Genomic DNA, 24,747 nt, shown 5'->3' with positions numbered 1-24,747 from the left:
ATCACATTCGAGGAGCGAGCTATGAAAGCTTAAGGTGCCGTCCACGAAACCGGCAGCAGGCCAGTTGTCTGATCCGGACGCGTAGATTTGGCGGATTTGGCCGCTCGGCGGATCGAAGTCGACCTTGGTCAATTACGCGTTAAAGACCGCTTGCACTTGATCAAAGGCCACGACTAAGAGGTGGTCGAGGTTAAGCTGCAATCTGAACAACAATTCAGTTTCAACTTGCAACTCGGATGCCGCCAGCTTGGCCAAGCCGACACCGGGTGGACTTGGCTAGGCTCCATTCAAGAAGCCAAAGATCCGTCCTATCGCCGCACCCATCGTTTCGTCATTGAAATCGGTTTATGCATCCGCATCAGAACAACGTCGCGTGTCGTTGGGTTCAAAGCGTCCAACGCAGATGACAGGTTTTCACCACCCGCTGTGTTTGGTCTTCTGGTCGATCTGAAGATTTCTGACCTTCGCCGCTCCACGCAACTTTATAGGACACGAACGCGGAGTGCGAAGGATTGGCGACGGAAATCTGAGATTAGCCTATGCGTGTAAGGTCTGGCAGTGTCACTGGGTTCAACAAGGATTGCATGATCCTTCTTTCGGGCAACCGCTGCCTTCGACATTCAGGCAGCGGCCATAGCGGCAAGCCCAATCGGCCCGGGCTGAGAAGAAGATGGAACGTGCTTCATTATCCATTTCCTCCTCGCTCGTCTGCCGGGCGGTAAAGGCCGGCATCGATATCTGCAATTAGACTCGGCTCAGTCGGGGTCCAGTTCAGGGCTTCGCGGGTCCAGCCACCGGATGCCGGGCAGTCCAAGGCGGCCATGAAATGGAACCAGTCAAAATACGCTTGTGCGTCGTCGCCAGTCTTGGACGACACTGGCAAGTCTAGGCTGTGGCCCAAGGCCTCGGCGATATCTTTAAACGGTACGCCTTCTTCGGCAACACCGTGGTAGTGAACGCCACCTTCATTGCGTTCCAAAGCTAGTCGGTACAACCGCGCGGCATCCAGACGATGAACCGCGCACCAGCGGTTTTGGCCCTCGTCAATGTAAGCTCCTTCGCCACGATGCGTGGCGATATCAGCGAGCATCCGGACAAATCCACGATCGCCAGCGCCATGCACTGAGGGTGCAAGCCGGACGGCAGAAATCTTCACACCTTTCTGAGCCATTTCCCCGACCGCGTGCTCCGTCGCAACGCGCGGGTTAACCCCGTCGCCCGTAGGGGCAAGATCGGTTTCCTTGGACCCGGCACCTGCCGTCAGAATCGCGGTGCCGGATGTAGCAAGAAACAGCCGGTCGGACCCTGCCAGTTCGTTTCCAATGGCGCGGACCACCTCGGCATCATGGGCGCAATTCTCGGCAAATTTCGAGAAGTCGTGGTTGAAGCCAAGGTGTATTACGGCGTCAGCCCGCACAGCACCGGCACGAAGGCTTTCCAAGTCTTCCAGATTGCCGTGGTGTGCCTCAGCACCGGCATCTTTCAAAGTCTCGGCGGACGCATCAGAACGTGCCAAACCGATAACTGAGTAATCATGATCGAGCAATTCGCGGACGACGGCCGATCCGACATAGCCGGTGGCTCCAGTAACAAAGACGCGCATTGATATCCCCTCAAACGTGTTGAAACCTGTGCAACCGCTCAGGTCTTCTCGTAACAAAAAATGTACCAGCAAATTTGAGACGGCCAATAATCCAAAGTGCCAGTTACCTTCGTGTTCGTCCTTATTTCTTGGCGATATGATTTCCAACTGATAGGGGTTAGGCAACACTGAAGCGGCATTGATCACATGGACCCACTTTCAGATATCCTCTCGATACTGAGACCTCAGAGCCATCTCGCAGGCCTTCTCGATCTTGGGCACCCATCCGCGATTGGCTTTCCCGATCAGGCTGGGGCATTAAAATGCAACGCCATGATTTCTGGCGCCGCTTGGGTGTCGGTGAAGGGACGAAAAAAACCCGTTCTGGTGAAAGAGGGTGAATTCTTCATACTGCCGACAGGCCGTCCTTTTGCGATCAAGACTGATCGTTCCCTTGAATCCCAACCTATAGAGAAGTTTCTGACTACGCCGCTGTCTGAGAAACCGGCTGTCGTCAACGGTGGAGGGGATGCCATCATCGCAAGTTGTCGCTTCACTGTCTCGCAGGACCACGCATTCAGGCTCATCTCGATGCTGCCATCAATCCTGGTCATTCCCTCGAATGAGGACATAGCCGCTCATTTGCGGCACTGTGTCGAGTTGATCCTTGATGAGCTCGCGAAAGCGCGCCCGGGCAGTGCCCTGATTGTACAACACCTTTCTCAAGTGGTTCTGATTCAAACTCTGCGGCATCATTATGCGGAGAATGGGGGCGAGCTAAGCTGGCTTGGGGCGCTTACGGACCGGCGCCTAACTCTGGCGCTCACAGCTATGCACGATGATCCCGGCAAGAAATGGACGCTCTGCTCTTTGGCCGAAGCTGGCAGCATGTCGAGGTCAGTTTTTGCAAGGCGTTTCCAAGAAACCGTGGGTCAAAGCCCTATGGAATACCTTTCTGTCCTGCGGATGATCAAGGCGAGCGATCAACTCATATCAACAGGTTGTACGATCGCAGCCGTCGCAGAGGATTTCGGCTATCGGTCGGAAAACGCTTTCAACACAGCATTTAAGAGAGTGATGGGCAATCCACCGCGCCAATATGTGAATGAGCGAACGAAATCCTTGTCGGACGCAGGCGTGATCTAGTTCACCCCCAAGGCAGGGTTGCCTTTTGCTGGCCTAAGCTCGGTTTCATAAGGTAAGAGCATAGTCCCTGCTGGAAACTGAGCAACGGCAATTGGATGGTCTTCGTACGGACAAGGCGGATCATCTCATTTCTGAGTTCAACATCAGCCCAAGCCGCTCACCTAAGATCTTTAGCGCTAAGGGTGATCTTCTTCATGGGGCTGGCTTTCACTCCACGTGCGAAGCTCATTGAGGAAGCCAAGCACCGGTCTCCAAGATCCGTCACCTCGTATACAACAGATAGTGGCTTTGTTTCAGCGATGTCGCGGCGCACCAATCCTTGTTCCTCTAACCGACGAAGCCTTTCTGTGACCATCTTTTTGCTGGCACCGCCGATCATCCGCGAAAGGTCGTTGAAGCGCACGGGCCGTCCCTGAGGTGCCTCAGGATCGAGCCGGTCTATTTCCCGCCAATGACTCTCATCCCACGTTCAATCGCACGGCGTGTCGCAGGCATTGTCAACTCTCCTGCGATCGCGTTGGTCCTGGCCGTTGCGCGTAACAAAGACCTGCACCTCATTCAATGCTGCTCCGGCACCAGAATCTCACGCTTGCCCACATGGTTGGCAGCACTGACCACGCCCTGATCTTCCATCTGTTCGACGAGGCGCGCGGCCTTGTTATAGCCGATGGCCAGTTTCCGCTGGATGTAGCTGGTCGAACACTTGCGATCCTTGATCACAATCGCCACCGCCTGATCATAAAGCGCGTCTTCGCCGTCGGTATTCCCTCCAAGGCCGAGCACCATGTCGATATCGCTGGATTTCTCCTCGTCGGGGCCGTCCACGACACCGGACATGTAGTCGGGTGGACCGAATGCCTTGAGGTGGTTGACGATTTCCTCAACCTCCTCATCGCTTACAAACGGGCCATGGACGCGGGTGATCTTGGAGCCGCCGGCCATATAGAGCATGTCGCCCATACCAAGCAGTTGCTCGGCACCCATTTCGCCTAAGATCGTGCGTGAGTCGATTTTCGACGTCACCTGAAAGCTGATCCGCGTGGGGAAGTTCGCCTTGATCGTGCCGGTAATCACGTCCACCGACGGACGCTGTGTGGCCATGATCAGGTGGATACCCGACGCCCGCGCCATTTGAGCAAGGCGCTGGATGCAGGCCTCAATCTCTTTGCCGGCGACCATCATCAGGTCAGCCATCTCGTCCACGATGACCACGATGTAGGGCATTGCTTCGGGCGCGAACTCTTCGGTCTCGAAGATCGGGTCGCCGGTTTCGTCGTCAAAGCCGGTCTGCACCGTGCGGCTGAACATCTCGCCTTTGGCGAGCGCATCCTTCACCCGGCCATTGAAGCCATCAATGTTGCGTACGCCCATCTTGGACATCTTGCGATAGCGTTCCTCCATCTCGCCCACGACCCATTTGAGGGCGACCACCGCCTTTTTGGGGTCGGTCACAACGGGCGAAAGCAGGTGCGGAATGCCGTCATAGACGCTGAGTTCGAGCATTTTCGGGTCGATCATAATCATGCGGCATTCGTCGGGTGTCAGCTTGTAAAGCAGGCTGAGGATCATCGTGTTGATGGCCACCGACTTACCGGACCCGGTCGTACCAGCGATCAGCAGGTGGGGCATCTTAGCGAGGTTAGCGACGATCGGCTCGCCGCCAATGTCCTTGCCCAGCGCTAGCGGCAGCTTGTGATTGCCATCACCAAAGTCGCGGTGGCTAAGGATCTCGCGCAGCACCACCTTTTCACGGTTCTCGTTGGGCAGTTCGATCCCGATGACTGAGCGGCCGGGCACCGTCGAAACACGCGCCGAGAGGGCTGACATCGAACGCGCGATGTCATCGGCGAGTCCAATGACGCGCGACGCTTTCAGACCCGGCGCAGGCTCAAGCTCGTACATCGTGACAACCGGTCCGGGGCGGACGGAGACAATATCACCCTTCACGCCATAATCATCCAGCACGCTTTCCAGCATGCGGGCGTTTTCCTCCAATGCCTCATCGCTCAGATGATGACGCTGGACATTGATCGGGTTGGTCAGAAGGCCCAAGGGCGGATGCTCGTAATCCGCGTATTTATCCTCGAACTTCAGCGCAGGCTGCGCCTCTGCCTTGGCTTGCCGCGATGGCTGCGGTGTCCGTTTGGGCGGATGCTGTACAACGCTGCGAGGCTCCGTTGCAGGTGGGACATGCACATCGGGGATCGGCATATGGGGTGTGGCCATGATGGGTGCGTCGTCCTCGACCAATGCATCATCTTCGGGCTCGTTGAAGACCAGAGGCTTGGGGCCACGCCCAGCGGTCAGCGAGGGTTCAATCCGAACGCCTGAGGGCGCCGGGGGAACGCTTCGGTTCTTGATCGCATCGGCAATCCGGGCACTGACCCGGTCGGGATTGCTGTTCTCCGCCGCTGGCGTCAATGGTTCGGGTGTCACCAGCTCCGGCTCTGGCATCGGGTCATTGCGTTTCAGCAAACCAGACAGGAACCCGTTGGATTGTGGAGGCTCAGCCACCCTTGCTGGCGCGGCCAACGGCGGTGCGGGCGGCATTTTTGGGGCTGTCAATGGTGGCTCACCTGTTGGCATCGCTGGGTTGGCCCTGACGACCGCTGCGGCACGCATCTTGACGTCATTCTCCGCAATGCTGCGGAAATCGGGAATATCGATCGGTGTTTCGTCAACCTCTCTTTCAGCGGCAGCAGCGCGCCTTTCTTGCACATTCGCCGCGACCCGTTGGGCCGCTTGGGTTGACAGCGCTGCTCCCATACCCAAACCGCGCACGATGAGCGCATAGAGCATCACCGTTCCCAGAAGCAGGAACCGCCCCGCTACCCGCAGTTCTGGCCTCGTAAAGCCGAGTGCAAAGGCCAACGCAGTCAGCATCGCCATTGCCGTCAGAAACGACAGAAGCTTCACCCCGAAATGCGCTCCAAAAGGAACAATCGTCAGGATCACGCCCAGAACTGTATCGCCAAAAAGCCCGCCCAACCCGAAATTCGCCGGCCAATTGGCACCCGGCGTCAGGGTCGCTGCGTAAAGGGAGGCAAGAATGATCGCCACTGGCACAAAGATCAGACGGCCAAACGCCCGCTCTTGTCCGTAATGAAATACAAACCGCGCACCCCAGGTGATCAGCAATGCGGGCAGAACCCAGATGCCCAGACCGATGATCATCATCACCGGGGCGGCAATCGAGGCACCCAGATGCCCCATCCAGTTCTGCACCGGCGCATCCGTTGCCGAAATCCAGCTTGGATCGTCGGGCGAGTAGCTGCCCATCATGACGGCAATGACGACCCCAAGAACGGCCAGCGACAACCCGAACAATTCACGCCCGCGCTTTTCGATCACCGCCTGCGTCGTGCTGTCCAAAAGCGGGTCGCGCTGTCGTGTCTGATATGATGCCATGATTACCGTTCCCTCAATCGTAGAGACAGTCGCGGATCAGGGTCAGACCGCGCTGCATTTCTTGTGTTGGGGCGACCATGGCCACCCGGATGTAGTTTTTGCCTGGATTTTCGTCGTTGACCGCGCGGCTGAGATACGCGCCGGGCAGAACCCGTACGCCGGTTTCTTGCCAGAGCCTGACTGCAGCTTCTTCGCCATCATCCGTTGGCAGCCAGAGAAAGAACCCAGCCTGCGGGGATTGATAGCCGGGGATATGACCCAGAATATCGTCTGCAATCTCGTATTTGCGGTGATATAGGGCGCGGTTCTCGACCACATGCGCCTCGTCATTCCAGACAGACGCCGCGATGGCCTGCAACGGCTCTGGCAATGGCGCACCGGCAAAGGCACGCAACTGTCGCAGTCGCGCAATCGACTCTGGCCCGCCTGCGCAAAACCCCGACCGAAGGCCCGGCAGGTTTGAACGTTTGGAGAGCGAATGGAAAATCACCACACGTTCTGGATCAGCACCCATCTGGTGCGCGATTTGCAGCGCGCCTGGTGGTGGCGTGTCACGATAAATCTCGGAATAGCATTCGTCGGCCAGCACTTTGAAATCATACGTCTCGGCCAGCGCAATCAGATCACGCCAGTAGCATTCGTCGGCCACCGCCCCCTGCGGGTTTGCGGGCGAGCAGATATAGGCAAGCGCGGTTCTGTTCAGCACGTCATCAGGCAGGGCCGCAAAATCCGGCAAATGACCGGTTTCGGCGGTCGCGGGCACATAAACAGGATCCGCATTCGCAGATAGGGCCGCAACCGCGTAGACCGGGTAGAACGGGTTGGGCGACAGAATGATGGGCTTGCCGTTTTTCTGCTCGGGGCACAGCGCCATTGCAGCGTTGTAAAGCCCCTCGCGCGTGCCATTCAGGGTTAAAATCTGGCTTGGCGGGACGTTCACACCGTAGCGCCGATGAAGAAATCCGCCAATCGCCTCCAGAAGAGCCGGTACACCGTTATTGTCGGGGTATTTCGCAAAGCCCTGCAGATTGGCCGCAAGGATCTCGCCCACAAAAGCGGGGAACGCATGGCGGGGTTCGCCAATGGTCATGTTTATGGTCTCGGATGCCTTCGTTGGGACGTCAAGAAGCGCACGCAAGCGTGGCCACGTCGCTGCCGGAAGGTCCGCAAACCGCTCTGGAAACACCATAACTGCCTCAATATGCGGGATCGTTGCGCCCCGCTTTGTTACAAACTAGCGCGCGGGTGGGCTGTCTGTCCAGAATAAGGCGGCCCCGCGCGCGTTTTTGTGGCTTTTTGGTCAGGGCAGAAAGGCAGGATGCGGTGCGCGCGCGGGAGGAAACGCGCACCGCTTCACCGCGCTGCTATTCCGCGGCGATCTCTTGCGGGCCGCGCGCCGAGCCGGGAACGTATCGCCGCCCCAGAAGACGCGGCAAAGCACCCGATTTTTTCTGACCTGCGCGGTTGCGTTTTTCTTCCCGCCGCTCTTTGCGCAGATAAGTGTGATAAAGGGCCGGCACCCCAATCAGAGTAAGGATCGAGGCAAAGCCCAGGCCAGCCATGATCGCCACCGCCATTGAGGCAAAGAACGCATCCGCCAATAGCGGCACCATACCCAGGATCGTGGTCGCCGCAGCAAGAATGACCGGTCGCAGACGACTGACCGAGGCGGCCACAATCGCCTCGGATTGCGGTCTGCCCTCTTCGATCTTTTGCGCGTCAATTTCCTCCACGAGCACGATGGCGTTCTTGATCAGCATGCCGGAAAGGCTGAGAAGACCCAGAAGTGCGGTGAAGCTGAACGGCAGATTGGTGTAAAGAAGGCCAAAGCCAACACCGGTGACGGCCATCGGCACCACTGTCCAGATCACCGCCGTCTGGCGCAACTTGCCAAAGAGCAGGATTGTGATCAGCAGCATCGTCCCAAAGGCCAGCGGCATCTGGCGGCCAAGGCTGGCCTGTGCGGTGGACGCGCTTTCAAACTCGCCACCCCATTCAAAACGGTAGCCAGGCGGAAGCTCCATCGCCTCAATCGCGCCGCGCACCTCTGCAAATGCCTGCGGTGGCAGCACATCAGGCACCGTAAAGGCCTGCACGCTGATCGTGTTGACGCGATCCCGGCGCTGGATCAGCGTATCGCGTGCGATGACTTGAAAACCGTCTATCACCTGGGCCAGCGTCGTATATCCTTGCGTGCTGGGCGCATAGACAGGCTGATCGAGCAGCACGCCGTCTGCCGTCTGGTCAGCCGCTGGCGTGCGGATCACGATGGGGATCAGCCGGTCATTTTCGCGGAATGTGCCCGCGCGAATACCGTCCGTGCCAAGCGCGATGGCCTGGGCGACATCCGAACGCGATATCCCCAAGGACTGTGCGCGTTCAACGGCGTAGATTGGCTGCGTCGTCAGTTCGCGTTCGCGCCAGTCGATCCGTTCAACCGTGAGCAAATCGGTCTGGGTCTCAAAGATGCGCTGCACCTCCATGGCAAGCCCGCGCAAGACATCCGGATCAGGACCTGACAGGCGCACCTCGACATCCGCACCTACTGGCGGGCCATAGATGATCTGCTCTACCCTCGTTTCAGCCCAAGGGATCGCGCGACCTGTGAATGCCGTCAGATCATTGCGGAGCGCCGGGATCTCTGTGTGATCGTTCACGCGAATGACCAATTGACCAAAGGACGGATCGGGGTCCGCTGGGGTATAGGTCAGCATGAACCGCGTCATGCTTTGGCCAATTGTGGTCGTGACCGCCGCCACGTCCGGACGTTCCAGCAACCAGTCCTCGACAATTGCGAGGTCATCCGAGACCGATGCGATGGAGCTGCCCTGCACGCCTTTGTAGTTGAGGTAAACCAAGGGGGTGGTCGCTGGCGGAAAGAATTGCTGCTTCACACCGCCCATTGCGCCAACACCGGCGACGGTGGCACCGATCAGCCCAATGATGACCAGCCAGCGCACCCGCAAACTCGCCCGTACGACGCCAGCATACATGCGGAAGAACACTGTGTCGTAGGGGTCTTTGGCATCGGAAGCGGCTTCCGTTTTGAAGAAGTAACTCGCCAAAAGCGGCGTGACCGTGACCGCGATGAGCCATGACAACAAAAGCGAGATGGCGATCACCGCAAAGAGCGAGAACAGAAACTCTCCCGAACTGTCAGGGCTCAGCCCGATACCCGCAAATGCCATGATGCCGATGATCGTTGCCCCCAAAAGCGGTGTCTGCGTGCGCCGCGCGACATCGGCAGCGGCGTCGATGGCCTTGCGCCCGCGTCGCATCTGGATTTGCATGCCTTCGGCGATCACAATGGCATTGTCCACCAGCATGCCCATTGCGATGATCAGCGCGCCAAGACTGATCCGCTCGATCTTGATGTCAAAGATGTTCATGAAGAAGAACGTAAAGCTGACGGTCAGCAAGAGTGATCCTCCAACCACCACCGCCGCACGCCATCCCATGAAAAGCGCCAGCACACCGATCACGACACCAACGGACATTGCGAGGCTGCCAAGAAAATCCCGGTTTGCCATGTCGACAACCCGGTGCTGTTCGTAGATCGGCTGCAGTGTGACGCCCGCCGGCAATAGCGTTGCAAGGGCATCCAACCGCTCTTCCACCCGCTGCCCGACCGAGACGATGTTTTCGGAAGTCAGGCCCGCGACACCAATCGTGAACGCCTCTTGCCCGTTATGACGGATGATGTGGCCGGGGTCACTGACGCGCCCGCGATAGACCTGCGCGATGTCGGTGAGGTTGATCACCTCGCCCTGAAAGCCAAAGGTCAGGGCGCTGATTTCAGACACGGAATCGTCCGGGGCGGGGGCGTCCACACGCAAGTCCCGCCGTGCGTCATCGGCCGTTCCCGTAGGCACAATCGTATTGGCATTGGCAACGGCACCCAGAATGACATCGGGCGGCACACCCAATGCGGTCAGCGTTGCACTCGATGGCTCAACAAAAACAGCCTCTTCCGGCAGCCCAAGTATCTCGGCATTGGCAACGCCATCAACGCCCAAAAGTTCGCGCCGCAGGAACGTACCAATCTCCCAGATATCGCTGTCGGCATAGCCCGGCGCCGTCACCGCATAAAGCAGGCCAAACACATCGCCAAAACTGTCATTGACGACAGGTGCCAATGCGCCTTGTGGCAGCGCTGGTACGGCATCAGCAATCCGGTCACGCATATCATCCCAGACCTGGGGAAGCTCTGTCCCGTCATAGGTGTCCTGGATCGTGACCTCGATCACGGAAAGGCCGGGCGTGTTGGCAGATGTGACAAAATCAATCTCGTCCATCTGCTGGATTTCCGCCTCCAGCACCTCTGACACTTCCACCGCCACTTCAGCTGCAGTGGCGCCGGGATAGGGCGTGATCACAAGCGCTGATTTCAGGGTGAAGACCGGGTCTTCCAGCTTGCCGACGCTCAGATATCCCGCCGCGCCCCCAAAGAGGCAGAACAGAATCAAAAGCCAGGTGTAAAGCGGGTTCAGGATGGCGAGGCGGGCGATTTGCATGGATCACTCCCCCTCAACAATCAGACCGGCATAGCGGGCCAGCGGCGTGTCGGGGCCAATCAGATGACCACCCAAAGCCACAATCTCGGTCCCCGGCGCCACGCCGGAAATGCCGAGGTCAACGCCCGTGGTGGAGCGCACGTCGACCGGAATGAATTCCGGCAACAGACCGCCATCCCGTTCCCGCAATCCCACCACGGACGCAGCACCGTCTGGCCCGGTGATGACCGCCGTCGCCGGAACCGGGATAATGTCGTTCGGTCGCGCAATCCGCGCCGTTACGGTGACCGTCTTTCCGGGCAACACGCGCACCGGAAGATCACCGGCGACGGCCAGCGAGATGGTGTAGCTTTGCCCAACCGATCCGGTCTCTGCCGCAATCTCGCGAAAGATCAGAGGTACCGGGTCCGTCTGACCGGGCAACACGGCAGAGAACAGCACCCCCGCCGGATCACCGACTGCCGTCAGCAGGCGTTCGGGCAAATCAAACTCAACCCGGATCTCAGACATGTTGTGCAAACGCAAGATCGGTTGGCCGGCGGCGACATTGGTAAAGGTCGACACCATCCGGTCAGCGACAATGCCATCAAAGGGTGCACGCATCTGCGCATCAGCCAGCGCCTCTTTGGCATCGCGCAGCGCGACTTCTGCCAGGTCGCGGGCCGTCTCGGCATCCTGTGCCTGCACATCGGATGTCACATTGCGCGAGGCCAATTCAGCCAATCGCTCAAGATCGCGTTCGGCTTGCAGCAATGACAGCTCCGCCCGCTCAACCGCCCTTGCAAACGGTCCCAGATCAAGACCCGCAAGCGCCTCACCCTTTGCCACAAACGTCCCGCGCGGCGCGTCGAGCATTGCAAGGTATCCAGGCACTTCAAATGAAAGATCCGCGGTTTCGAGCGCCGCGATGCGGCCAAAGAACTGACGCTCCTGCGTCACACTGGCAGACCCGAGTACCATTGTGCGCACAAACAGTGGTGGCGCCTCTTGCACGGGATCTGGCATTGGCTCTTGCGCGGTGACAATGCTACCCAAAAGGCAGAATGCCAAGGTTGCTGGGATGAGGGCAGAGACTTGCATCGGCATGGCGGGCTCCTATCTGTCGTTAACCGACCGTTCGGTAGGGAAGCTAGGAGGACTATTTGAAGGGTCAAGCATGAATATGGAAATCGCAGGAGCGGAGACACGTCGGGACGAAATCATTCGCATTTCCACGCAGCTTTTTTTGGAGAACGGTTTTGCTGGCACTTCGATGAGCAAAGTGGCCCAGGCCTGTGCCATGACAAAGGCGAGCCTCTATCACCATTTCACCGGCAAGGATGCGCTCTTTATCGCATGCGTGACAGATGGTTATGCACCGGCGCTGGATGACTTGCGCTTGCTTGAGGCTGACATATCTCTCGACCCCGCTGACCGGCTGCGCGCGGCAATCAGGATACTTTACGACAAGACAATCCATTCCGATGTGGGCCGTATGTCGCCGCTGATTGCCGAGGTATCACGCGCATTCCCGAACGTTGCGCGCTCTTTTCATCAAGACTACATCGCCCCACAGCAAGACATTGTCTGGCATATGATCGAGGATGGTCAGGCGCGCGGTGTCTTCAGGGGCGTCGATCAGAAAGCGTTTTTTCACCTCCTATTTGGCCCGATTGTCACCCTGTCGCTATCGCGCGAGATGTTCACGAGTTTTGATGATCTCGACGATCATTTTCCCGTAAAGCCATTACGAGATGCTCATATCGACGCAATACTGGCCCATCTTGGGGCAAAGGTGCCACAGCCGTAGTTGCGGCATTTGACTTACTCTGCCAGAAGCACCTTTTCCGCTGCCGCACAGACCCGCAGCAGCGCGGCCTCATTCCCGTTCTGTCCATTGCACATGATCCCGCAGGACGGAACGCCGGTAGGCAACGTGATCGCGCAGACATTCATCAGGTTGGCCACCCGCGTATTGCGCAAGGCGAGCAGGTTCTCTGATTTGTAATACTCGTCATCATCCAAAAGCCGCTGCGCATTGGGTGGCAATATCGGTGCTGTTGGCATGATCACCGCATCGAATTGCGATGTTTCGGCGGCATATTCTTTGCGGATTTGCCGCAACAGGTTCCAGCCTGCCACGTAATCCGGTCCCGTCACGGTCTGCCCGCCCCGCACACGTTCCAGAATTTGCGGAAACATCTTTTCGGGATGCGCCTCGACCAAATCGCGCCACCAGCCATAACTGTCAGCGGCATAAAGATTGCCCGCCACGTTAAACGCATCAAAAAGCTGCGCAAAAAAGCGATGCTCGATCTGTGCGCCCGCCGCGCGCAGCTTGTCCACTGCGGCGTCAAAGGCCGTACGAGGCGCATCGCGCACATCCTCTGGCACGATGGTGTCAAGCACCATCAGGCGCAGACCATCAAGGCGGGCCTCTGTCAAATCAACCGGCTTTTCACCGCCAAGTGCTGCCATCAGTAGGTTCGCATCCTCGACCGAACGACAAAGCGGACCCACCGTATCAAAGGTCAGGCAAAGCGGCACAACACCTTCGAGGGACAGCTTGCCATGCGTTGTCTTCAACCCCACCAGATCATTCCAGGCAGAAGGGATACGCACAGACCCGCCGGTATCGGACCCAATCGCCGCCGCCGCTAGGCCAAAGGCCACGGATGCACCTGCACCAGAAGATGAGCCCCCCGGAACCGCATCTTCGTCATTCACGCAAGGCGGTGTCGCGGTGATCGGGTTCAGCCCCAGCCCGGAAAACGCGATCTCGGACATATGCGTTTTGCCAAGGCAAACGAGCCCTGCCGCGGTAGCGTTTTTGAGCACCTCTGCGTCATCCTCAGGCACCCGGCCCGCCATCAGTGCCGTGCCCGCTTCAGTGCCGATACCGGCAGTATCGAAAAGGTCCTTCCAGGAGACCGGCACCCCGTCCAAAGGCCCCCGCCGAATGCCCGACTGTGCGCGAACGCTGGCTGCGGCAGCCTCGGCCCGGGCCCGGTCATGGGTAACACGCGCATAGATGCGGTCGCGGTGCGGATGCGTGTCGATTGCCTGAAGAAAATGCTCGGTCAGCCCTACCGGATCAATCTGCCCTGCCCCGATCCCGCGACCCAGATCTGCGGCCTTCATCCAGCGCCAATCCTGCATGTCTGTCTCCTGTTGTTCGCGCGACCGTAGCGGCCATCAGGCGCATGGACAATCCCGCGCGGGCGCGCATATTGCGGGTCATGGAAAACGATCTGATCATCGTCGGTGGCGGGCTGAATGGCCCCGCTCTGGCGCTCGCAGCCGCACAGGCCGGATGCAAAGTCACCATCATTGACAGCTTGCCCGTGGATCGCCGCAAACGGCCCGATTTCGACGGACGCTCTTATGCTTTGGCACTAGCCTCAATGCGGCTTTTACGCGGGATCGGGGTCTGGGACGCCATCAGCGAGAACGCCCAGCCCATGCGCGAAATCAAGGTGACCGATGGCCGTGCAGGCGAAGGGCCCGGGGCCTGGATGATGCATTTCGACCATGTCGAGATCGAAGAAGGGCCGATGGGCTATATGGTCGAGGACCGCCATCTGCGCCGGGCTTTTCTTGATGCCATGGCGCAAGAGCCGCAGATCACGCATCTGTCGGACGAGACGGTTGTTGCTCAGGAGATTGGCCCGGCAGAGGCGCGTGTGACCCTGCAAGGCGGCAAGACCTGCGCTGGCACGCTGCTGATCGGGTCGGATGGGCGCCAATCGGGTACAGCCGCGCGCGCCGGGATCAAGCGAACAGGTTGGGGCTATGGCCAGACGGCGGTCGTTTGCGCCGTGGCACATGAAAAGCCACATGACGGCATTGCACATCAGTTCTTCATGTGCGTAGGCCCCCTCGCCATTCTGCCACTAACCGAGAACCGCTCGTCTATCGTGTGGAGCGAGACAGATGCACGAGCAGCCGAACTTGCCGCCATGAATGACACGGACTTCCTCACCGCACTCCGCCCCGCCTTTGGCAGCTTTCTGGGCGAGATCAGCCTGACCGGCAAACGCTTCACCTATCCGCTTGGCCTGACACTCGCCAACAGCTTCATCGCCGACCGTGTTGCCCTGATCGGGGACGCGGCGCATGGCGTACATCCGATTGCGGGACAGGGGTTGAATGCAGGTCTGCGCGACGTCGCCGCACTGGCCGACGTGCTGACCGAGGCACGCAGCCGTGGCGAGGATATCGGCAGCCCACAGGTTCTCTCGCGCTACCAACAATGGCGCAGGTTTGATACAGCAACACTCGCGGTCGCGACGGACACCTTCAACCGCCTGTTCTCAAACGACAACCCTCTCCTACGCGTGGTCCGAGGCCTTGGCATGGGCGCCATCAACGCGGCGCCCAGCCTACGCCGCGCTTTCATCCGTGAAGCTGCAGGGCTGACGGGCGATTTGCCGTCACTCATGCGGGGATAAGAGGAAGTTGGGAGTTGCTATGTGGAGTAGGAGCGCATTGCTAAGCTGTCATTGGATAGTACTTGTCTTATGTTGTCGTGCGAACTTGGCTGTGTGAAATTAGCAAGGTGTAGAATGCAGCGGGAATTAGATCAGGAGAGAAAGAGCCGCGTATTGCGCGATGGCATACCGCATTGCATTTTGGTTGGAGGGTTTATTGCCGGGCTGCTTTATTTTGCGGGTGTGGTTTCGCAGGATTCATCGTTCGTCTGGTTCGGCATAACTTGGGTAATCATAGCGGCTCTAGCTTTTGGAGTATGGTCAACCTTGGTGGCCAAGTTTTTCAAAGTGAAGCAACACGTAGAGCGCAAAATTGCGCAATTGGATATAGACGCTGACAAGAGCAAATGACCTAATGGCTGGCGCTGACCGCAGCATAAGGTCAAATGAGCACACGCTATGTGCAAGCTGAAGAAATCAGTCCAACTGCCGCGCCTCATCGACCAGCATCACGGGGATGCCGTTGCGGATGGGGAAGGCCATTTTGCCGTTTTTGGACACCAGCTCCTGCTTCTCGGTGTCGTATTCTAGCGTGGCCTGCGTCATTGGGCAGACAAGCGCTTCCAGCATCTTGGGATCGAAACTTGGATCACTCATTGCATGACCTCTTCGCCGTTGCCACCGCGCAGGGAGAACTCGATCAGCGTCATCAGCGTTTCGCGCCGTGTGGACAATGACGGGGCTTCGAGCAGCGCCTGTTTGTCCTCGGGCTCAAACGGGCAGAGCATGGAGAGTGAGTTGATCAGCAACTCATCTTCGGCCTCACTCAGGCTGTCCCAATCGGTTGAGAGGCCCTGATCGCTCAGGTAGTGCCCCAACGCCTCCAGAAACTTGTCACGGTCAAAGGATTTATCCTTTTCAACCGGGCCAAGGTCGCGGTCGAATCCCTGCCAGTTGACCTTGCAGCGCCGATAAGGCGTGAACCCCTCCACCTCTTCCACAATGCGAAAACGTGAGGCGCCGGAGAGGGTGATCATATACCGTCCGTCTTCGGTTTCCGAAAACGCCGTCAGCTTGCCTGCACAGCCGATGGCATGCAATTTGCCGTCCCCGCCGGGCGTATCATAAGGCTGCACCATGCCGATCAGCCGCGAGGAGGTTTTGAGCACATCGTCAAGCATCGCAAGATAACGCGGCTCAAACAGATGCAGCGGCAGGCGAGAGCGCGGCAAGAGTAGCGCGCCCGGCAACGGAAACACCGGAATGATCTCTGGCAAGTCGGTTGATGATATCATGTATGCGAAGGTAGGCCGAAGCCGCCATCAGGCAAATATCATCGACGAAAGCTTGCGCCGTCCCTGCAGGACAATCGGGTCCTTGGCATCATGCGCGTCGAAAATCTTGAAGAGCTGCGCTTTGGCGGCGCCATCGTTCCATTCCCGGTCGCGGCGGAAGAGCTCCAGAAGCTCGGCCACCGCCTCTTCCACCTGGCCGTTGGCGTGCAGCGCAATCGCCAGATCAAGGCGCGCCTGATGATTGTCCGGCTCTGTCGCGACGCTGGCCTGCAGTTCCGCAACGGGGCCTGCATTTGCCGCCTCGCGCGCGAGCGTGATCTGGGCATGCACCGCTTCCAAGAGGGGGTCGGTTGAAATCTCGGCCGGAGCGCCGTTCAGGATCGCCTCTGCCTGATCGACATCGTCAAGGGCAAGGTAGGCGCGCACAAGTCCAGCATACGCGGCGGCATTGCTTGGGTCTTCCTGCAGGATCGCGGCAAACGTCTCTGCCGCGTCGGTCGCCGCACCCTCGGCGAGCATCTGATCGGCGGCCTCGATTGCAGCGGTCAGGCCGTCATCCGCACCCTCCCCGCCAAGTGCCGCGATCTTTTCGACAAAGGCATCAATTTGCGATGGCGGCAGCGCGCCCTGAAATCCGTCCACCGGGCGCCCCTGAAAGAAGGCATAGACGGTCGGAATCGACTGCACCTGCAATTGCCCGGCATAGGCCTGGTTTGCATCCACATCGATCTTGACCAGCTTGACGCGCCCCTTCGCCTTGGTCACCGCGGCCTCAATCGCGGGGCCAAGCGTTTTGCATGGGCCGCACCAGGGCGCCCAGAAATCGACGATCACCGGTACAGTTTGCGATGCTTCGATCACGTCGGCGGCAAAGCTGGCATCGGTGCCGTCCTTGATCAGATCGGCGGGGGCCTGCGGGCTTGCGTCCAGTTCCAGCATGGTCCGTCTCCTCGTTCGTTGTTGGGCCTTATATGTGCCCAATCGTGGCGAAGGCCAAGGGGCAAAGGCACTTTACCCTTGTCGGCCCGGGCCATAGCTTGCGCCCATGGATGGTACGGAACCCCAACGACCGAAACTCGCGGCCATTGCGGTTGTCTATCACGACCGGCGGTTTTTGTTGGTCAAGCGCAAGAACGCACCCAATGCTGGCACATGGGGCTTTCCGGGCGGGCACGTTGATTTGGGAGAGACGGCACTAGCCGCCGCCGAACGTGAGCTTTTCGAAGAAACGGGTGTCGTGGGCGAGGCCCGGCGCTATCTGACCAATGTGGACGTTATTGCACGCGCCGAGAATGGCGAGGTTCTGTATCACTACATGCTCGCGGCGGTCTTCTGCACGTATCAGAGCGGCACGCCCGTTGCGGCAGATGATGCCGCTGATGCGGGTTGGTTCACGGCATCGGAGATCGGCGATCTGAACCAGAGCCCGAATGTGGAGGACGTCGTTGATCTCGTTATCACCGCAGAAGACTGACCAGACTCAGCCCTACTCGACAACGGCCACCATCGGACCCAGTTGAAAACCGAAATCAGACCGTCCCAAGGAGGGCGCGTGCAGGCGGGAGACTTTCCCGTCGAAGTAGAGGGCATTCGGCAGACCAAGCGTGTCGCGGAAGAAAGAGCCGAATTCGTGAAAGGTGACCGCTTCGTTAGAGATCACAAAGGTCGCCTCGGTCCCGGCTTCATTCACGCCGACACCATTGCGAATGAAGCGGGACGTGCTGTCCGGCAGAAATCGTGGGTGCAGTGCACCGTCGATCACCAGCATCGGCCCCGATTGCGTCGCATCTCGGCAAGTGGGCCGTTCTTCAAGGAAAACACCCGTCTCATAGACCTGTGCGTGATCGTCATTGATGCAAAACACCCCGTTGGGCAGCAGCCCGAAGTTTCCGGGGCCTGCGTTTGAGATGACCCGCATCACCTCAACCCCGTTTTCGACGTAATGGCCGACCGGCGAACGGTCATCATGATACATGCCGGCATTCATCGCAAAGAGCACCGCCTTGACGCCGGGCAAATCCTCAATGGCGCGCAAGCTACCGATCACATCGCCATTTGCGTCCTCGTGGAAAAGGCGCAAGTCGGCTTTCGTCACATCCACCTTGCAGGTTGTGAAGCTCTGCCCCTGATAGGTCACATCCTCACAGGTCACCGCGAGAGCAGGCGCTGCCCAGAGCGCGCAGAGCGTCGCCAGCCAGCGCATTAGTCTTCGAGGTCCCGCCGCACGTGATCTTCCGCCAAAAGCGCGCGGGTTGCATCCATCTGGTCGAAGGTCCCATCAATCTGAAACCGCAACTCCGGTGCGAATTTCATCGACCCGCCTTTGACCACGAGATGGCGGATTTCGTGTCGGTTGCGGCGCAAGGCCTCTAACGCCTCATCCTTGCCCTGCCCGCCCAAGGGCAGCACAAAGGCCGTCGCGATGCGCAAATCAGGTGACATGCGCACCTCACCAACCGTGATCGACATGCGCGCGAGGTCGTCGTCATGCACCTCGCCCCGTTGCAATACTTCGGACAGGATCCGGCGGAATTGCTCGCCCACGCGCAGCATTCGCTGCGTGGGCGCCTTGCCGTCGCGATTTGAAGTCTTTGCCATGATCTTCATTTACGCCTTGGCGCGACCGATGCCAAGCAAGGCTTTGCGTCAGCCGCAAAGCACCGCTAAGAGGGGCGGGATGAAAAAGGGACACCCGCAATGACAGACCTACCCGGTATCGTGATCACCGGCGCCTCGGGCAAGATGGGGCAGATGCTGACGAAAACCGTGCTGGCGTCGGATAAATGCCGCCTTGTTGCTGTGCTAGAACGTGACGGGCATGACTGGATTGGTCAGGATGTGGGCGCTGTCACTGGCGGCCAACCTGTCGGCGTGACCGTGACCGACGACGCGGTTGAGGCGTTCGCCAAGGCACAGGCCGTCATCGACTTTACGGCCCCAGCAGCAACCGTGGGCTTTGCCGGTCTGGCCGCACAGGCACGGGCGGTGCATGTGATCGGGACGACGGGGCTCGCCGAGGCAGACCTGACGGCGATCAATGCAGCCGCGCGCCATGCCGTCATTGTGCGTGCGGGCAATATGTCACTGGGTGTGAACCTTCTGGTGCAACTGACAAAACGTGTCGCGGCCGCCCTGGATGATGATTTCGATATCGAGGTGATCGAGGCGCATCACGGCCAGAAGGTGGATGCGCCGTCGGGCACAGCGCTCATGTTGGGTGAGGCGGCTGCGGAAGGACGCGGCGTCACACTCTCGGATGTGAGCGACCGCGCGCGCGACGGTATCACTGGTGCCCGCAAGAAAGGCGATGTCGGGTTCAGCGCCATTCGCGGTGGCGATATCGTGGGCGAACATGATGTGCTATTTGCCGCACCGGGCGAACGGATCGTGCTGCGCCATATCGCGACCGACCGTGCGATATTCGCACGCGGCGCGCTCAAGGCCGCCCTTTGGGGGCAGGATAAATCCCCCGGCGAATACGATATGTTGGACGTCTTAGGCATATAACCGCCACGTGATCGGCCACAACTGAACCAAAAGCGGATCACCCGCGTATCAACGGCATACTCAGAAAAATGAGGTGCCAGATGAAACATCTTGTTCTTTGTGCAGCGCTCGCCACCGCTGCGTCTCCCGCACTTGCCGACAGCTATGTCCCGATCAAGGATCAGGCGACATTTCTGTCACTTGTGAACGGGAAAGAGTTACGCAATCGGCTTTACGGTGTGCGAGTGAGTGTCTTTGACAATGGGGCCATCCAGGGGGCTGCGCTCGGCTGGGGGATTACCGGATCGTGGAGCTGGCAGGACGGGTACTTCTGCCGCGAAATGAACTGGGGCGGTGACCCCATTCCCTATAACTGCCAGCTTGTCGAAGCACGTGGCGATCAGCAGGTCCGCTTTACGGTTGATCGCGGTAACGGCCAGTCGGCCTCGTTCCGGATACAGTAATCAGCCGGGGTCCGGCGCGCCGTATTTGAGGATGACGGGGACGACAAGTTCTTCCTCGTCAGTCAGATGCCGGTCGAGCAACCGCGCCATTTTCTGCAAGTCCTTGTGAAAACCGCCGACCGTACTCTCAAAAGGTTCCTTTGAGGCTGCAAGACCTATCACCTCATTGGCTACACTGACAAAGTCACCCAGAAGCGCATCGATGTCGTGATGATCTCTTTCGAGGATCTCAAAGCCTTTCGCGATCCGTTCATCAAGCACGGTGAGCTTCGGAAAGTAATGGCTGTCCTCGATCATATGATGCTCATGTAGCCCGTTCACGAACATACCCCCATTGCGTGAAAGCGCCTGCACATAGGCCTCAATCGCGACCCGCTGATCAAGCAGCGCCTCGGTGGTGTCCTGCATCGTGTCCAGCAAGTGTCGGAACATCAGATGCCGGTCGAGCCAGAACCGCACGAGCCCATCAAGCCCCGCATCATGTTCCCACATCTCACGCGGGTATTCCCGCAGCAGGACCCGCAGCGCGTCGGGCAGTTTTTCGCGTTCTGCGAGGGCGAGCATGTCCATTCTGGCTCCATTCAAACGTTTTGAGCGTCACGATTTGGCATCTGATCCCTCTGCGTGCGCGAATCAAGAGGATCGATCAAGGCACCGCACTTTCAAAAATTCCGCGGATCGGCGCAATTCTATCCACATGTTGCGCCATCGGCGGGCATATGCGCATTGGAATGACCGGATGAAAGATTAACATCTGATTAACCTTGCCATTTCCGTCTTCCCGCCAAAAGATAGCTCTATCCGCGCTTAGCCAGCGCATTACACAGCCAATGATTGTATCGCGCCAAGATACAACAACAGGGAGATGCTCATGACATTGAAGACAAAACTGCTCGCCACCACCTCGGCGCTCTTGATCGCGACAAGCGGTGCGCTCTACGCCGATGGCCACGCCACGCATCCTGAAACGGGTGAGCCGCTCGCCTCTGATCAGACCTTCACCTACCGCGATCTCGATGAAAGCCCATCGATTGATCCGGGTCTGGCCGAGGACAGCGCCGGGGGCGATATCCTCCGTGACCTCTTTGAAGGGCTTTATAATCAGGACGCGACTGGCAATCTTGTACCCGGTGTCGCCCTCAGCCACGAAGTGAGCGACGACAATCTGGTCTACACCTTCACCCTGCGCGACAATGCAAAATGGTCAAACGGCGACACCGTGACCGCAGGTGACTTTGAATATGCGTGGAAGCGCGCCGCATCCCCCGAACTCGCCTCCCCCTATTCCTGGTTCATCGAGTTGATGGCACTGGAAAACGCCCCCGAAGTGATCGGCGGTGATCTTGATCCGTCCGAACTCGGCGTGACAGCGATTGATGACACGACCCTTGAGGTGCGCCTGACGCAACCTCTGCCATACTTCCCGCAAATGCTGACCCATTTCACCACCTTCCCGGTGCATCAGGCGACGGTTGAGGAGTTTGGGACCGACTGGACCAAGCCCGGCAACATGGTCTCGAACGGTGCCTACATGCTGACCGAGCATGTGCCGCAGGAAAAGCTCGTTCGCGAACGCAACGAGATGTACTGGGACAACGCAAACACGATCATAGAAAAGGTCACGTCGCTGGTGATCAACGATGAAAATGTGGCGCTCACCCGCTACCTCGCTGGCGAATTGGACCGGACCGACGTGCCTGCTGGCCAGTTCCCGCGCCTTGCCGCCGAGTACCCTGAACAGGCCGTCTCAGTCCCGCTGGCCTGTTCCTACTACTACATGTTCAACCTGCGTGACGGCGCGCCAGAAGAAATCCAGAACCCGGATGTCCGCCGCGCGCTCAGCCTCGCGATTGACCGTGATATCATCGTCGAAAACGTTCTCGCCGGTGGTCAGCAACCGGCCTACACGTTCACGCACTGGGCCACAGCCGGGTTTGAAACACCCGACATCCCCAAGGCGTCCATGACCCAGGCAGAGCGCAACGCGATGGCGCAGGAACTGATGACCGGTGCCGGTTTCGGGCCTGACAATCCGCTTGAGATCGATCTGGTCTACAACACCTCCGACAGCCACAAATCGGTTGCCATCGCGATCAGCCAGATGTGGAAACAGACCCTGGGTGTCGAAACCACATTGGCCAACCAGGAATGGCAGACATTCCTCGAAGCGCGCTCAAACGGTGATTTCGAAGTCGCTCGTGGCGGCTGGTGCGCGGACTATAATGAGGCCTCGACCTTCCTTGACCTGATGCAATCTGAATCGGGTTACAACGATAGCAAGTACGTCAACCCGGACGTTGATGCCCTGCTCGCCGAAGCCAAGACCGCCGACAATGCGCAGGCCAATTACGATCAGGTTGAGATGTTCATCGCTCAGGATGCGCCGATCATCCCGATCTATCACTATGCCTCGGTCAAGATGTTTGCCGAGAATCTCGAAGGTTGGCCTTACGAGAACTTCCAGCAGAACTGGTACTCCAAGGATCTCTACAAGATCGCCGAGTGAGCATCATTTGTGAAGAACCGCGCCCCAGACCTGGGGCGCGGTTCGCCATTCCTGTTAGGACCCCTGACATATGCTGAGCTTTGTGATCCGCCGCCTTGCCGTGGCCGTCCCGACCCTTTTGATATTGGTCGTTCTGTCCTTCATCCTGATGTATTCGGCCCCCGGCGGTCCGTTCAATTCCGAACGCCCGCTGCCGCCCGAAGTGCTTGCTAACATTGAGGCGAAATACGGGCTGGATCAGCCATTCTGGCAGCAGATCGTCAATTATGTGTGGAGCGTGGTGACCGCTTTCGATTTCGGTCCGTCCTTTCAGTATAAGGACCGCACCGTCAATGATGTGATCGCGCAAGGCTTTCCAGTGACCCTCACCTACGGGTTCTGGTCCTTCGTTGTTGCCGTCACCGTCGGCGTGTCTTTGGGTGTTGCCGCTGCCATTAAACAGAATTCATGGCTCGACTACCTTGCCGTCGGCGTCTCGATCGGCGCGCAGGTGCTTCCGAATTTTGTGATGGCGCCAATCCTTCTGCTCATCTTCACACTCTGGCTCGGCTGGCTGCCCGGCGGCGGGTGGAGCGGTGGGCAATGGCAATATCTGATCATGCCGGTCATCGCGCTTTCAACGTCCTATATGGCCTCTATCGCCCGGATCACCCGGTCTTCGATGCTGGAGGTCTTGAACACCAATTTCATCCGCACAGCGCAGGCCAAGGGCCTGCCGATGCGCCGGGTCATCTGGCGGCACGCAATGAAGCCCACGATCCTGCCGGTCCTGTCTTATCTGGGGCCAGCCTTCGTTGGGATGATAACCGGCTCGGTCGTAATTGACGTGTTCTTTTCCACCGGCGGAATTGGGCAGTTCTTTGTGAACTCCGCTTTCAACCGCGACTATTCCGTGATCATGGGCATCACCATTCTGGTGGGCGCGCTCACGATCTTCTTCAACCTTGTGGTCGATGTGCTTTACGCCTGGATCGACCCCAAGATCCGCTACTAAGGGGGCTGGCAGATGTTTCCGAATAGAGCCGCCGTCGAAAGTGTGGGTGAAGCCGCGCAACTGGCCGAGGTCAAGGGCCGCTCCCTCTGGGCCGATGCCCGTACCCGCTTCTTTCGCAACAAGGCGGCCGTCGCCTCGCTGATCATGCTGGGCCTTGTCGCCGCATTCGCCCTTTTCGGCGGCTTCATCGCGCAGTACGAGACCGACTTTGTCAATTTCTCACTAATCGGCAGCAATGCGTATCTTGGCGTGCCTTCGCTTGAGACGGGGCATTACTTTGGCACCGACAGCAACGGGCGCGACCTCTTCGCCCGCACGGTCCAAGGCACTGGCATTTCGCTGATGGTCGGGATTGTCGGGGCACTTGTCGCTGTCATTGTCGGCACACTTTATGGCGCGACCGCGGGCTATTACGGCGGCCGCATTGACGGGTTGATGATGCGGATTGTCGACGTGCTGATGTCGATCCCGTTCATGTTTGTGCTGATCCTGATGCTCGTCATCTTTGGTCGGTCGATCTTCATGCTCTTTCTCGGCATCGGCTTGATCTCATGGCTCGACATGGCACGGATCGCGCGCGGGCAAACGCTGACGATCAAGAACAAGGAATTTGTCGAAGTGGCCGTCGCGACCGGCGTTCGCCCTATCAAGATCATCCTGCGCCATATCGTGCCCAATCTGCTGGGCATCGTGATTGTCTACGCCACGCTGCTGGTCCCCAACATGATCATCTTTGAAAGCTTCATCAGTTTTCTGGGCCTCGGCGTGCAGGAACCGGCGACCTCGCTGGGTGCCTTGATCAACGAAGGATCACGCACGATGCAATTCGGCTATCACTGGCAGATCGCCTTCCCGCTTTTCTTCTTTGTCGTCACGATCTTTGCCTTCTTCTTTGTGGGCGACGGATTGCGTGACGCGCTCGACCCCAAGGACCGCTGACACC

23 protein-coding genes are annotated in these 24,747 nt (G+C 58.7%); 10 read left to right on the top strand and 13 right to left on the bottom strand.

The genetic code is table 11. The features are described from left to right. Positions 1-685 precede the first annotated feature (685 nt). On the bottom strand, positions 686-1,603 hold the full coding sequence (locus SLH47_RS22335) for an SDR family oxidoreductase (RefSeq protein ID WP_320242819.1): 918 nt from the start codon (positions 1,601-1,603) through the stop codon (positions 686-688). A gap of 186 nt (positions 1,604-1,789) precedes the next feature. Between SLH47_RS22335 and SLH47_RS22330 the strand changes: the two genes are divergently transcribed. After that, positions 1,790-2,728 carry an AraC family transcriptional regulator gene (locus SLH47_RS22330; RefSeq protein ID WP_320242817.1) on the top strand — a complete coding sequence of 313 codons (939 nt, stop codon included), beginning with the start codon at positions 1,790-1,792 and terminating at the stop codon, positions 2,726-2,728. Between the two features lie 157 nt (positions 2,729-2,885). On the opposite strand, the gene SLH47_RS22325 is transcribed toward SLH47_RS22330, so the two are convergent. From SLH47_RS22325 to SLH47_RS22305, 5 genes are all read right to left on the bottom strand, one after another. Beyond that, positions 2,886-3,131: a helix-turn-helix domain-containing protein gene (locus tag SLH47_RS22325; RefSeq protein ID WP_320242815.1), complete on the bottom strand. Its 246-nt coding sequence runs from the start codon at positions 3,129-3,131 to the stop codon at positions 2,886-2,888. 155 nt (positions 3,132-3,286) lie between these two features. Beyond that, complete coding sequence (locus tag SLH47_RS22320) at positions 3,287-6,136, bottom strand: DNA translocase FtsK (RefSeq protein WP_320242813.1); 2,850 nt, start codon at positions 6,134-6,136, stop codon at positions 3,287-3,289. Positions 6,137-6,149: 13 nt separating this feature from the next. Further along, positions 6,150-7,325, bottom strand: coding sequence for an aminotransferase class I/II-fold pyridoxal phosphate-dependent enzyme (locus tag SLH47_RS22315; protein ID WP_320242811.1), 1,176 nt, complete (start codon positions 7,323-7,325; stop codon positions 6,150-6,152). A gap of 175 nt (positions 7,326-7,500) precedes the next feature. Continuing rightward, positions 7,501-10,650: an efflux RND transporter permease subunit gene (locus tag SLH47_RS22310; protein WP_320242809.1), complete on the bottom strand. Its 3,150-nt coding sequence runs from the start codon at positions 10,648-10,650 to the stop codon at positions 7,501-7,503. A gap of 3 nt (positions 10,651-10,653) precedes the next feature. Further along, complete coding sequence (locus tag SLH47_RS22305) at positions 10,654-11,736, bottom strand: efflux RND transporter periplasmic adaptor subunit (RefSeq protein ID WP_320242806.1); 1,083 nt, start codon at positions 11,734-11,736, stop codon at positions 10,654-10,656. Between the two features lie 70 nt (positions 11,737-11,806). Here SLH47_RS22305 and SLH47_RS22300 point away from each other — a divergent pair, with 70 nt between their 5' ends. Next, complete coding sequence (locus SLH47_RS22300) at positions 11,807-12,439, top strand: TetR/AcrR family transcriptional regulator (RefSeq protein ID WP_320242804.1); 633 nt, start codon at positions 11,807-11,809, stop codon at positions 12,437-12,439. Between the two features lie 14 nt (positions 12,440-12,453). Here SLH47_RS22300 and SLH47_RS22295 read toward each other — a convergent pair whose 3' ends face one another. After that, positions 12,454-13,788, bottom strand: coding sequence for an amidase (locus SLH47_RS22295; RefSeq protein ID WP_320242802.1), 1,335 nt, complete (start codon positions 13,786-13,788; stop codon positions 12,454-12,456). Between the two features lie 44 nt (positions 13,789-13,832). Here SLH47_RS22295 and SLH47_RS22290 point away from each other — a divergent pair, with 44 nt between their 5' ends. Next, positions 13,833-15,080, top strand: a complete 1,248-nt coding sequence (locus SLH47_RS22290) for a UbiH/UbiF/VisC/COQ6 family ubiquinone biosynthesis hydroxylase (protein WP_320242800.1) — start codon at positions 13,833-13,835, stop codon at positions 15,078-15,080. A gap of 114 nt (positions 15,081-15,194) precedes the next feature. After that, on the top strand, positions 15,195-15,470 hold the full coding sequence (locus tag SLH47_RS22285; RefSeq protein ID WP_320242798.1) for a hypothetical protein: 276 nt from the start codon (positions 15,195-15,197) through the stop codon (positions 15,468-15,470). Between the two features lie 66 nt (positions 15,471-15,536). Here SLH47_RS22285 and SLH47_RS22280 read toward each other — a convergent pair whose 3' ends face one another. The 3 genes from SLH47_RS22280 to SLH47_RS22270 are packed head-to-tail and all read right to left on the bottom strand — an operon-like array spanning position 15,537 to position 17,293. Continuing rightward, the gene (locus SLH47_RS22280) at positions 15,537-15,716 is read right to left on the bottom strand and encodes a Trm112 family protein (protein ID WP_320242796.1); all 180 of its coding nucleotides are present in this window, start codon (positions 15,714-15,716) and stop codon (positions 15,537-15,539) included. Beyond that, positions 15,713-16,354, bottom strand: coding sequence for an LON peptidase substrate-binding domain-containing protein (locus SLH47_RS22275; protein WP_320242794.1), 642 nt, complete (start codon positions 16,352-16,354; stop codon positions 15,713-15,715). Before SLH47_RS22275 ends, SLH47_RS22280 begins: the two co-directional genes overlap by 4 nt. A gap of 27 nt (positions 16,355-16,381) precedes the next feature. Further along, complete coding sequence (locus SLH47_RS22270; protein ID WP_320242792.1) at positions 16,382-17,293, bottom strand: co-chaperone YbbN; 912 nt, start codon at positions 17,291-17,293, stop codon at positions 16,382-16,384. Positions 17,294-17,399: 106 nt separating this feature from the next. Here SLH47_RS22270 and SLH47_RS22265 point away from each other — a divergent pair, with 106 nt between their 5' ends. Further along, the gene (locus SLH47_RS22265) at positions 17,400-17,828 is read left to right on the top strand and encodes an NUDIX hydrolase (RefSeq protein WP_320242790.1); all 429 of its coding nucleotides are present in this window, start codon (positions 17,400-17,402) and stop codon (positions 17,826-17,828) included. 12 nt (positions 17,829-17,840) lie between these two features. On the opposite strand, the gene SLH47_RS22260 is transcribed toward SLH47_RS22265, so the two are convergent. Continuing rightward, positions 17,841-18,557, bottom strand: coding sequence for a phosphodiester glycosidase family protein (locus tag SLH47_RS22260; RefSeq protein WP_320242787.1), 717 nt, complete (start codon positions 18,555-18,557; stop codon positions 17,841-17,843). Beyond that, positions 18,557-18,952 carry a 30S ribosome-binding factor RbfA gene (gene rbfA / locus SLH47_RS22255; protein WP_320242785.1) on the bottom strand — a complete coding sequence of 132 codons (396 nt, stop codon included), beginning with the start codon at positions 18,950-18,952 and terminating at the stop codon, positions 18,557-18,559. Before rbfA ends, SLH47_RS22260 begins: the two co-directional genes overlap by 1 nt. Before the next feature lie 99 nt (positions 18,953-19,051). On the opposite strand from rbfA, the gene dapB reads away from it, so the two are divergent. Beyond that, a complete protein-coding gene (dapB, locus tag SLH47_RS22250) occupies positions 19,052-19,861 on the top strand; it encodes a 4-hydroxy-tetrahydrodipicolinate reductase (protein ID WP_320242783.1) in 810 nt (269 codons plus the stop codon). Positions 19,862-19,941: 80 nt separating this feature from the next. Then, the gene (locus SLH47_RS22245) at positions 19,942-20,304 is read left to right on the top strand and encodes a dihydrodipicolinate reductase (RefSeq protein ID WP_320242782.1); all 363 of its coding nucleotides are present in this window, start codon (positions 19,942-19,944) and stop codon (positions 20,302-20,304) included. On the opposite strand, the gene SLH47_RS22240 is transcribed toward SLH47_RS22245, so the two are convergent. Next, positions 20,305-20,874, bottom strand: coding sequence for a hemerythrin domain-containing protein (locus SLH47_RS22240; protein WP_320242780.1), 570 nt, complete (start codon positions 20,872-20,874; stop codon positions 20,305-20,307). Positions 20,875-21,175: 301 nt separating this feature from the next. On the opposite strand from SLH47_RS22240, the gene SLH47_RS22235 reads away from it, so the two are divergent. From SLH47_RS22235 to SLH47_RS22225, 3 genes are all read left to right on the top strand, one after another. Further along, the gene (locus tag SLH47_RS22235) at positions 21,176-22,810 is read left to right on the top strand and encodes a peptide ABC transporter substrate-binding protein (RefSeq protein ID WP_320242778.1); all 1,635 of its coding nucleotides are present in this window, start codon (positions 21,176-21,178) and stop codon (positions 22,808-22,810) included. Positions 22,811-22,880: 70 nt separating this feature from the next. Then, positions 22,881-23,804, top strand: a complete 924-nt coding sequence (gene oppB / locus SLH47_RS22230) for an oligopeptide ABC transporter permease OppB (protein ID WP_320242777.1) — start codon at positions 22,881-22,883, stop codon at positions 23,802-23,804. A 12-nt stretch (positions 23,805-23,816) separates the two neighbouring features. Continuing rightward, positions 23,817-24,743 (top strand): ABC transporter permease subunit, encoded by a 927-nt coding sequence (locus SLH47_RS22225; RefSeq protein ID WP_320242776.1) that lies wholly within the window; start codon positions 23,817-23,819, stop codon positions 24,741-24,743. Positions 24,744-24,747 lie beyond the last annotated feature (4 nt).

It is taken from the genome of Cognatiyoonia sp. IB215182, from assembly GCF_033963905.1.
Classification (GTDB): Bacteria; Pseudomonadota; Alphaproteobacteria; order Rhodobacterales; family Rhodobacteraceae; genus Yoonia.
Note: the sequence above shows the minus strand (reverse complement) of the source record. Positions and strands in the feature narration are given on the sequence as shown.

Excerpts from the sequence above, each read along its gene's own strand:
- SLH47_RS22335 (WP_320242819.1), bottom strand. The coding sequence starts at position 1,603 with ATGCGCGTCTTTGTTACTGGAGCCACCGGCTATGTCGGATCGGCCGTC.
- SLH47_RS22330 (WP_320242817.1), top strand. The coding sequence starts at position 1,790 with ATGGACCCACTTTCAGATATCCTCTCGATACTGAGACCTCAGAGCCAT.
- SLH47_RS22320 (WP_320242813.1), bottom strand. The coding sequence starts at position 6,136 with ATGGCATCATATCAGACACGACAGCGCGACCCGCTTTTGGACAGCACG.
- SLH47_RS22315 (WP_320242811.1), bottom strand. The coding sequence starts at position 7,325 with ATGGTGTTTCCAGAGCGGTTTGCGGACCTTCCGGCAGCGACGTGGCCA.
- SLH47_RS22310 (WP_320242809.1), bottom strand. The coding sequence starts at position 10,650 with ATGCAAATCGCCCGCCTCGCCATCCTGAACCCGCTTTACACCTGGCTT.
- SLH47_RS22305 (WP_320242806.1), bottom strand. The coding sequence starts at position 11,736 with ATGCCGATGCAAGTCTCTGCCCTCATCCCAGCAACCTTGGCATTCTGC.
- SLH47_RS22300 (WP_320242804.1), top strand. The coding sequence starts at position 11,807 with ATGAATATGGAAATCGCAGGAGCGGAGACACGTCGGGACGAAATCATT.
- SLH47_RS22295 (WP_320242802.1), bottom strand. The coding sequence starts at position 13,788 with ATGCAGGATTGGCGCTGGATGAAGGCCGCAGATCTGGGTCGCGGGATC.
- SLH47_RS22290 (WP_320242800.1), top strand. The coding sequence starts at position 13,833 with ATGGACAATCCCGCGCGGGCGCGCATATTGCGGGTCATGGAAAACGAT.
- SLH47_RS22285 (WP_320242798.1), top strand. The coding sequence starts at position 15,195 with ATGCAGCGGGAATTAGATCAGGAGAGAAAGAGCCGCGTATTGCGCGAT.
- SLH47_RS22280 (WP_320242796.1), bottom strand. The coding sequence starts at position 15,716 with ATGAGTGATCCAAGTTTCGATCCCAAGATGCTGGAAGCGCTTGTCTGC.
- SLH47_RS22275 (WP_320242794.1), bottom strand. The coding sequence starts at position 16,354 with ATGATATCATCAACCGACTTGCCAGAGATCATTCCGGTGTTTCCGTTG.
- SLH47_RS22270 (WP_320242792.1), bottom strand. The coding sequence starts at position 17,293 with ATGCTGGAACTGGACGCAAGCCCGCAGGCCCCCGCCGATCTGATCAAG.
- SLH47_RS22265 (WP_320242790.1), top strand. The coding sequence starts at position 17,400 with ATGGATGGTACGGAACCCCAACGACCGAAACTCGCGGCCATTGCGGTT.
- SLH47_RS22260 (WP_320242787.1), bottom strand. The coding sequence starts at position 18,557 with ATGCGCTGGCTGGCGACGCTCTGCGCGCTCTGGGCAGCGCCTGCTCTC.
- rbfA (WP_320242785.1), bottom strand. The coding sequence starts at position 18,952 with ATGGCAAAGACTTCAAATCGCGACGGCAAGGCGCCCACGCAGCGAATG.
- dapB (WP_320242783.1), top strand. The coding sequence starts at position 19,052 with ATGACAGACCTACCCGGTATCGTGATCACCGGCGCCTCGGGCAAGATG.
- SLH47_RS22245 (WP_320242782.1), top strand. The coding sequence starts at position 19,942 with ATGAAACATCTTGTTCTTTGTGCAGCGCTCGCCACCGCTGCGTCTCCC.
- SLH47_RS22240 (WP_320242780.1), bottom strand. The coding sequence starts at position 20,874 with ATGGACATGCTCGCCCTCGCAGAACGCGAAAAACTGCCCGACGCGCTG.
- SLH47_RS22235 (WP_320242778.1), top strand. The coding sequence starts at position 21,176 with ATGACATTGAAGACAAAACTGCTCGCCACCACCTCGGCGCTCTTGATC.
- oppB (WP_320242777.1), top strand. The coding sequence starts at position 22,881 with ATGCTGAGCTTTGTGATCCGCCGCCTTGCCGTGGCCGTCCCGACCCTT.
- SLH47_RS22225 (WP_320242776.1), top strand. The coding sequence starts at position 23,817 with ATGTTTCCGAATAGAGCCGCCGTCGAAAGTGTGGGTGAAGCCGCGCAA.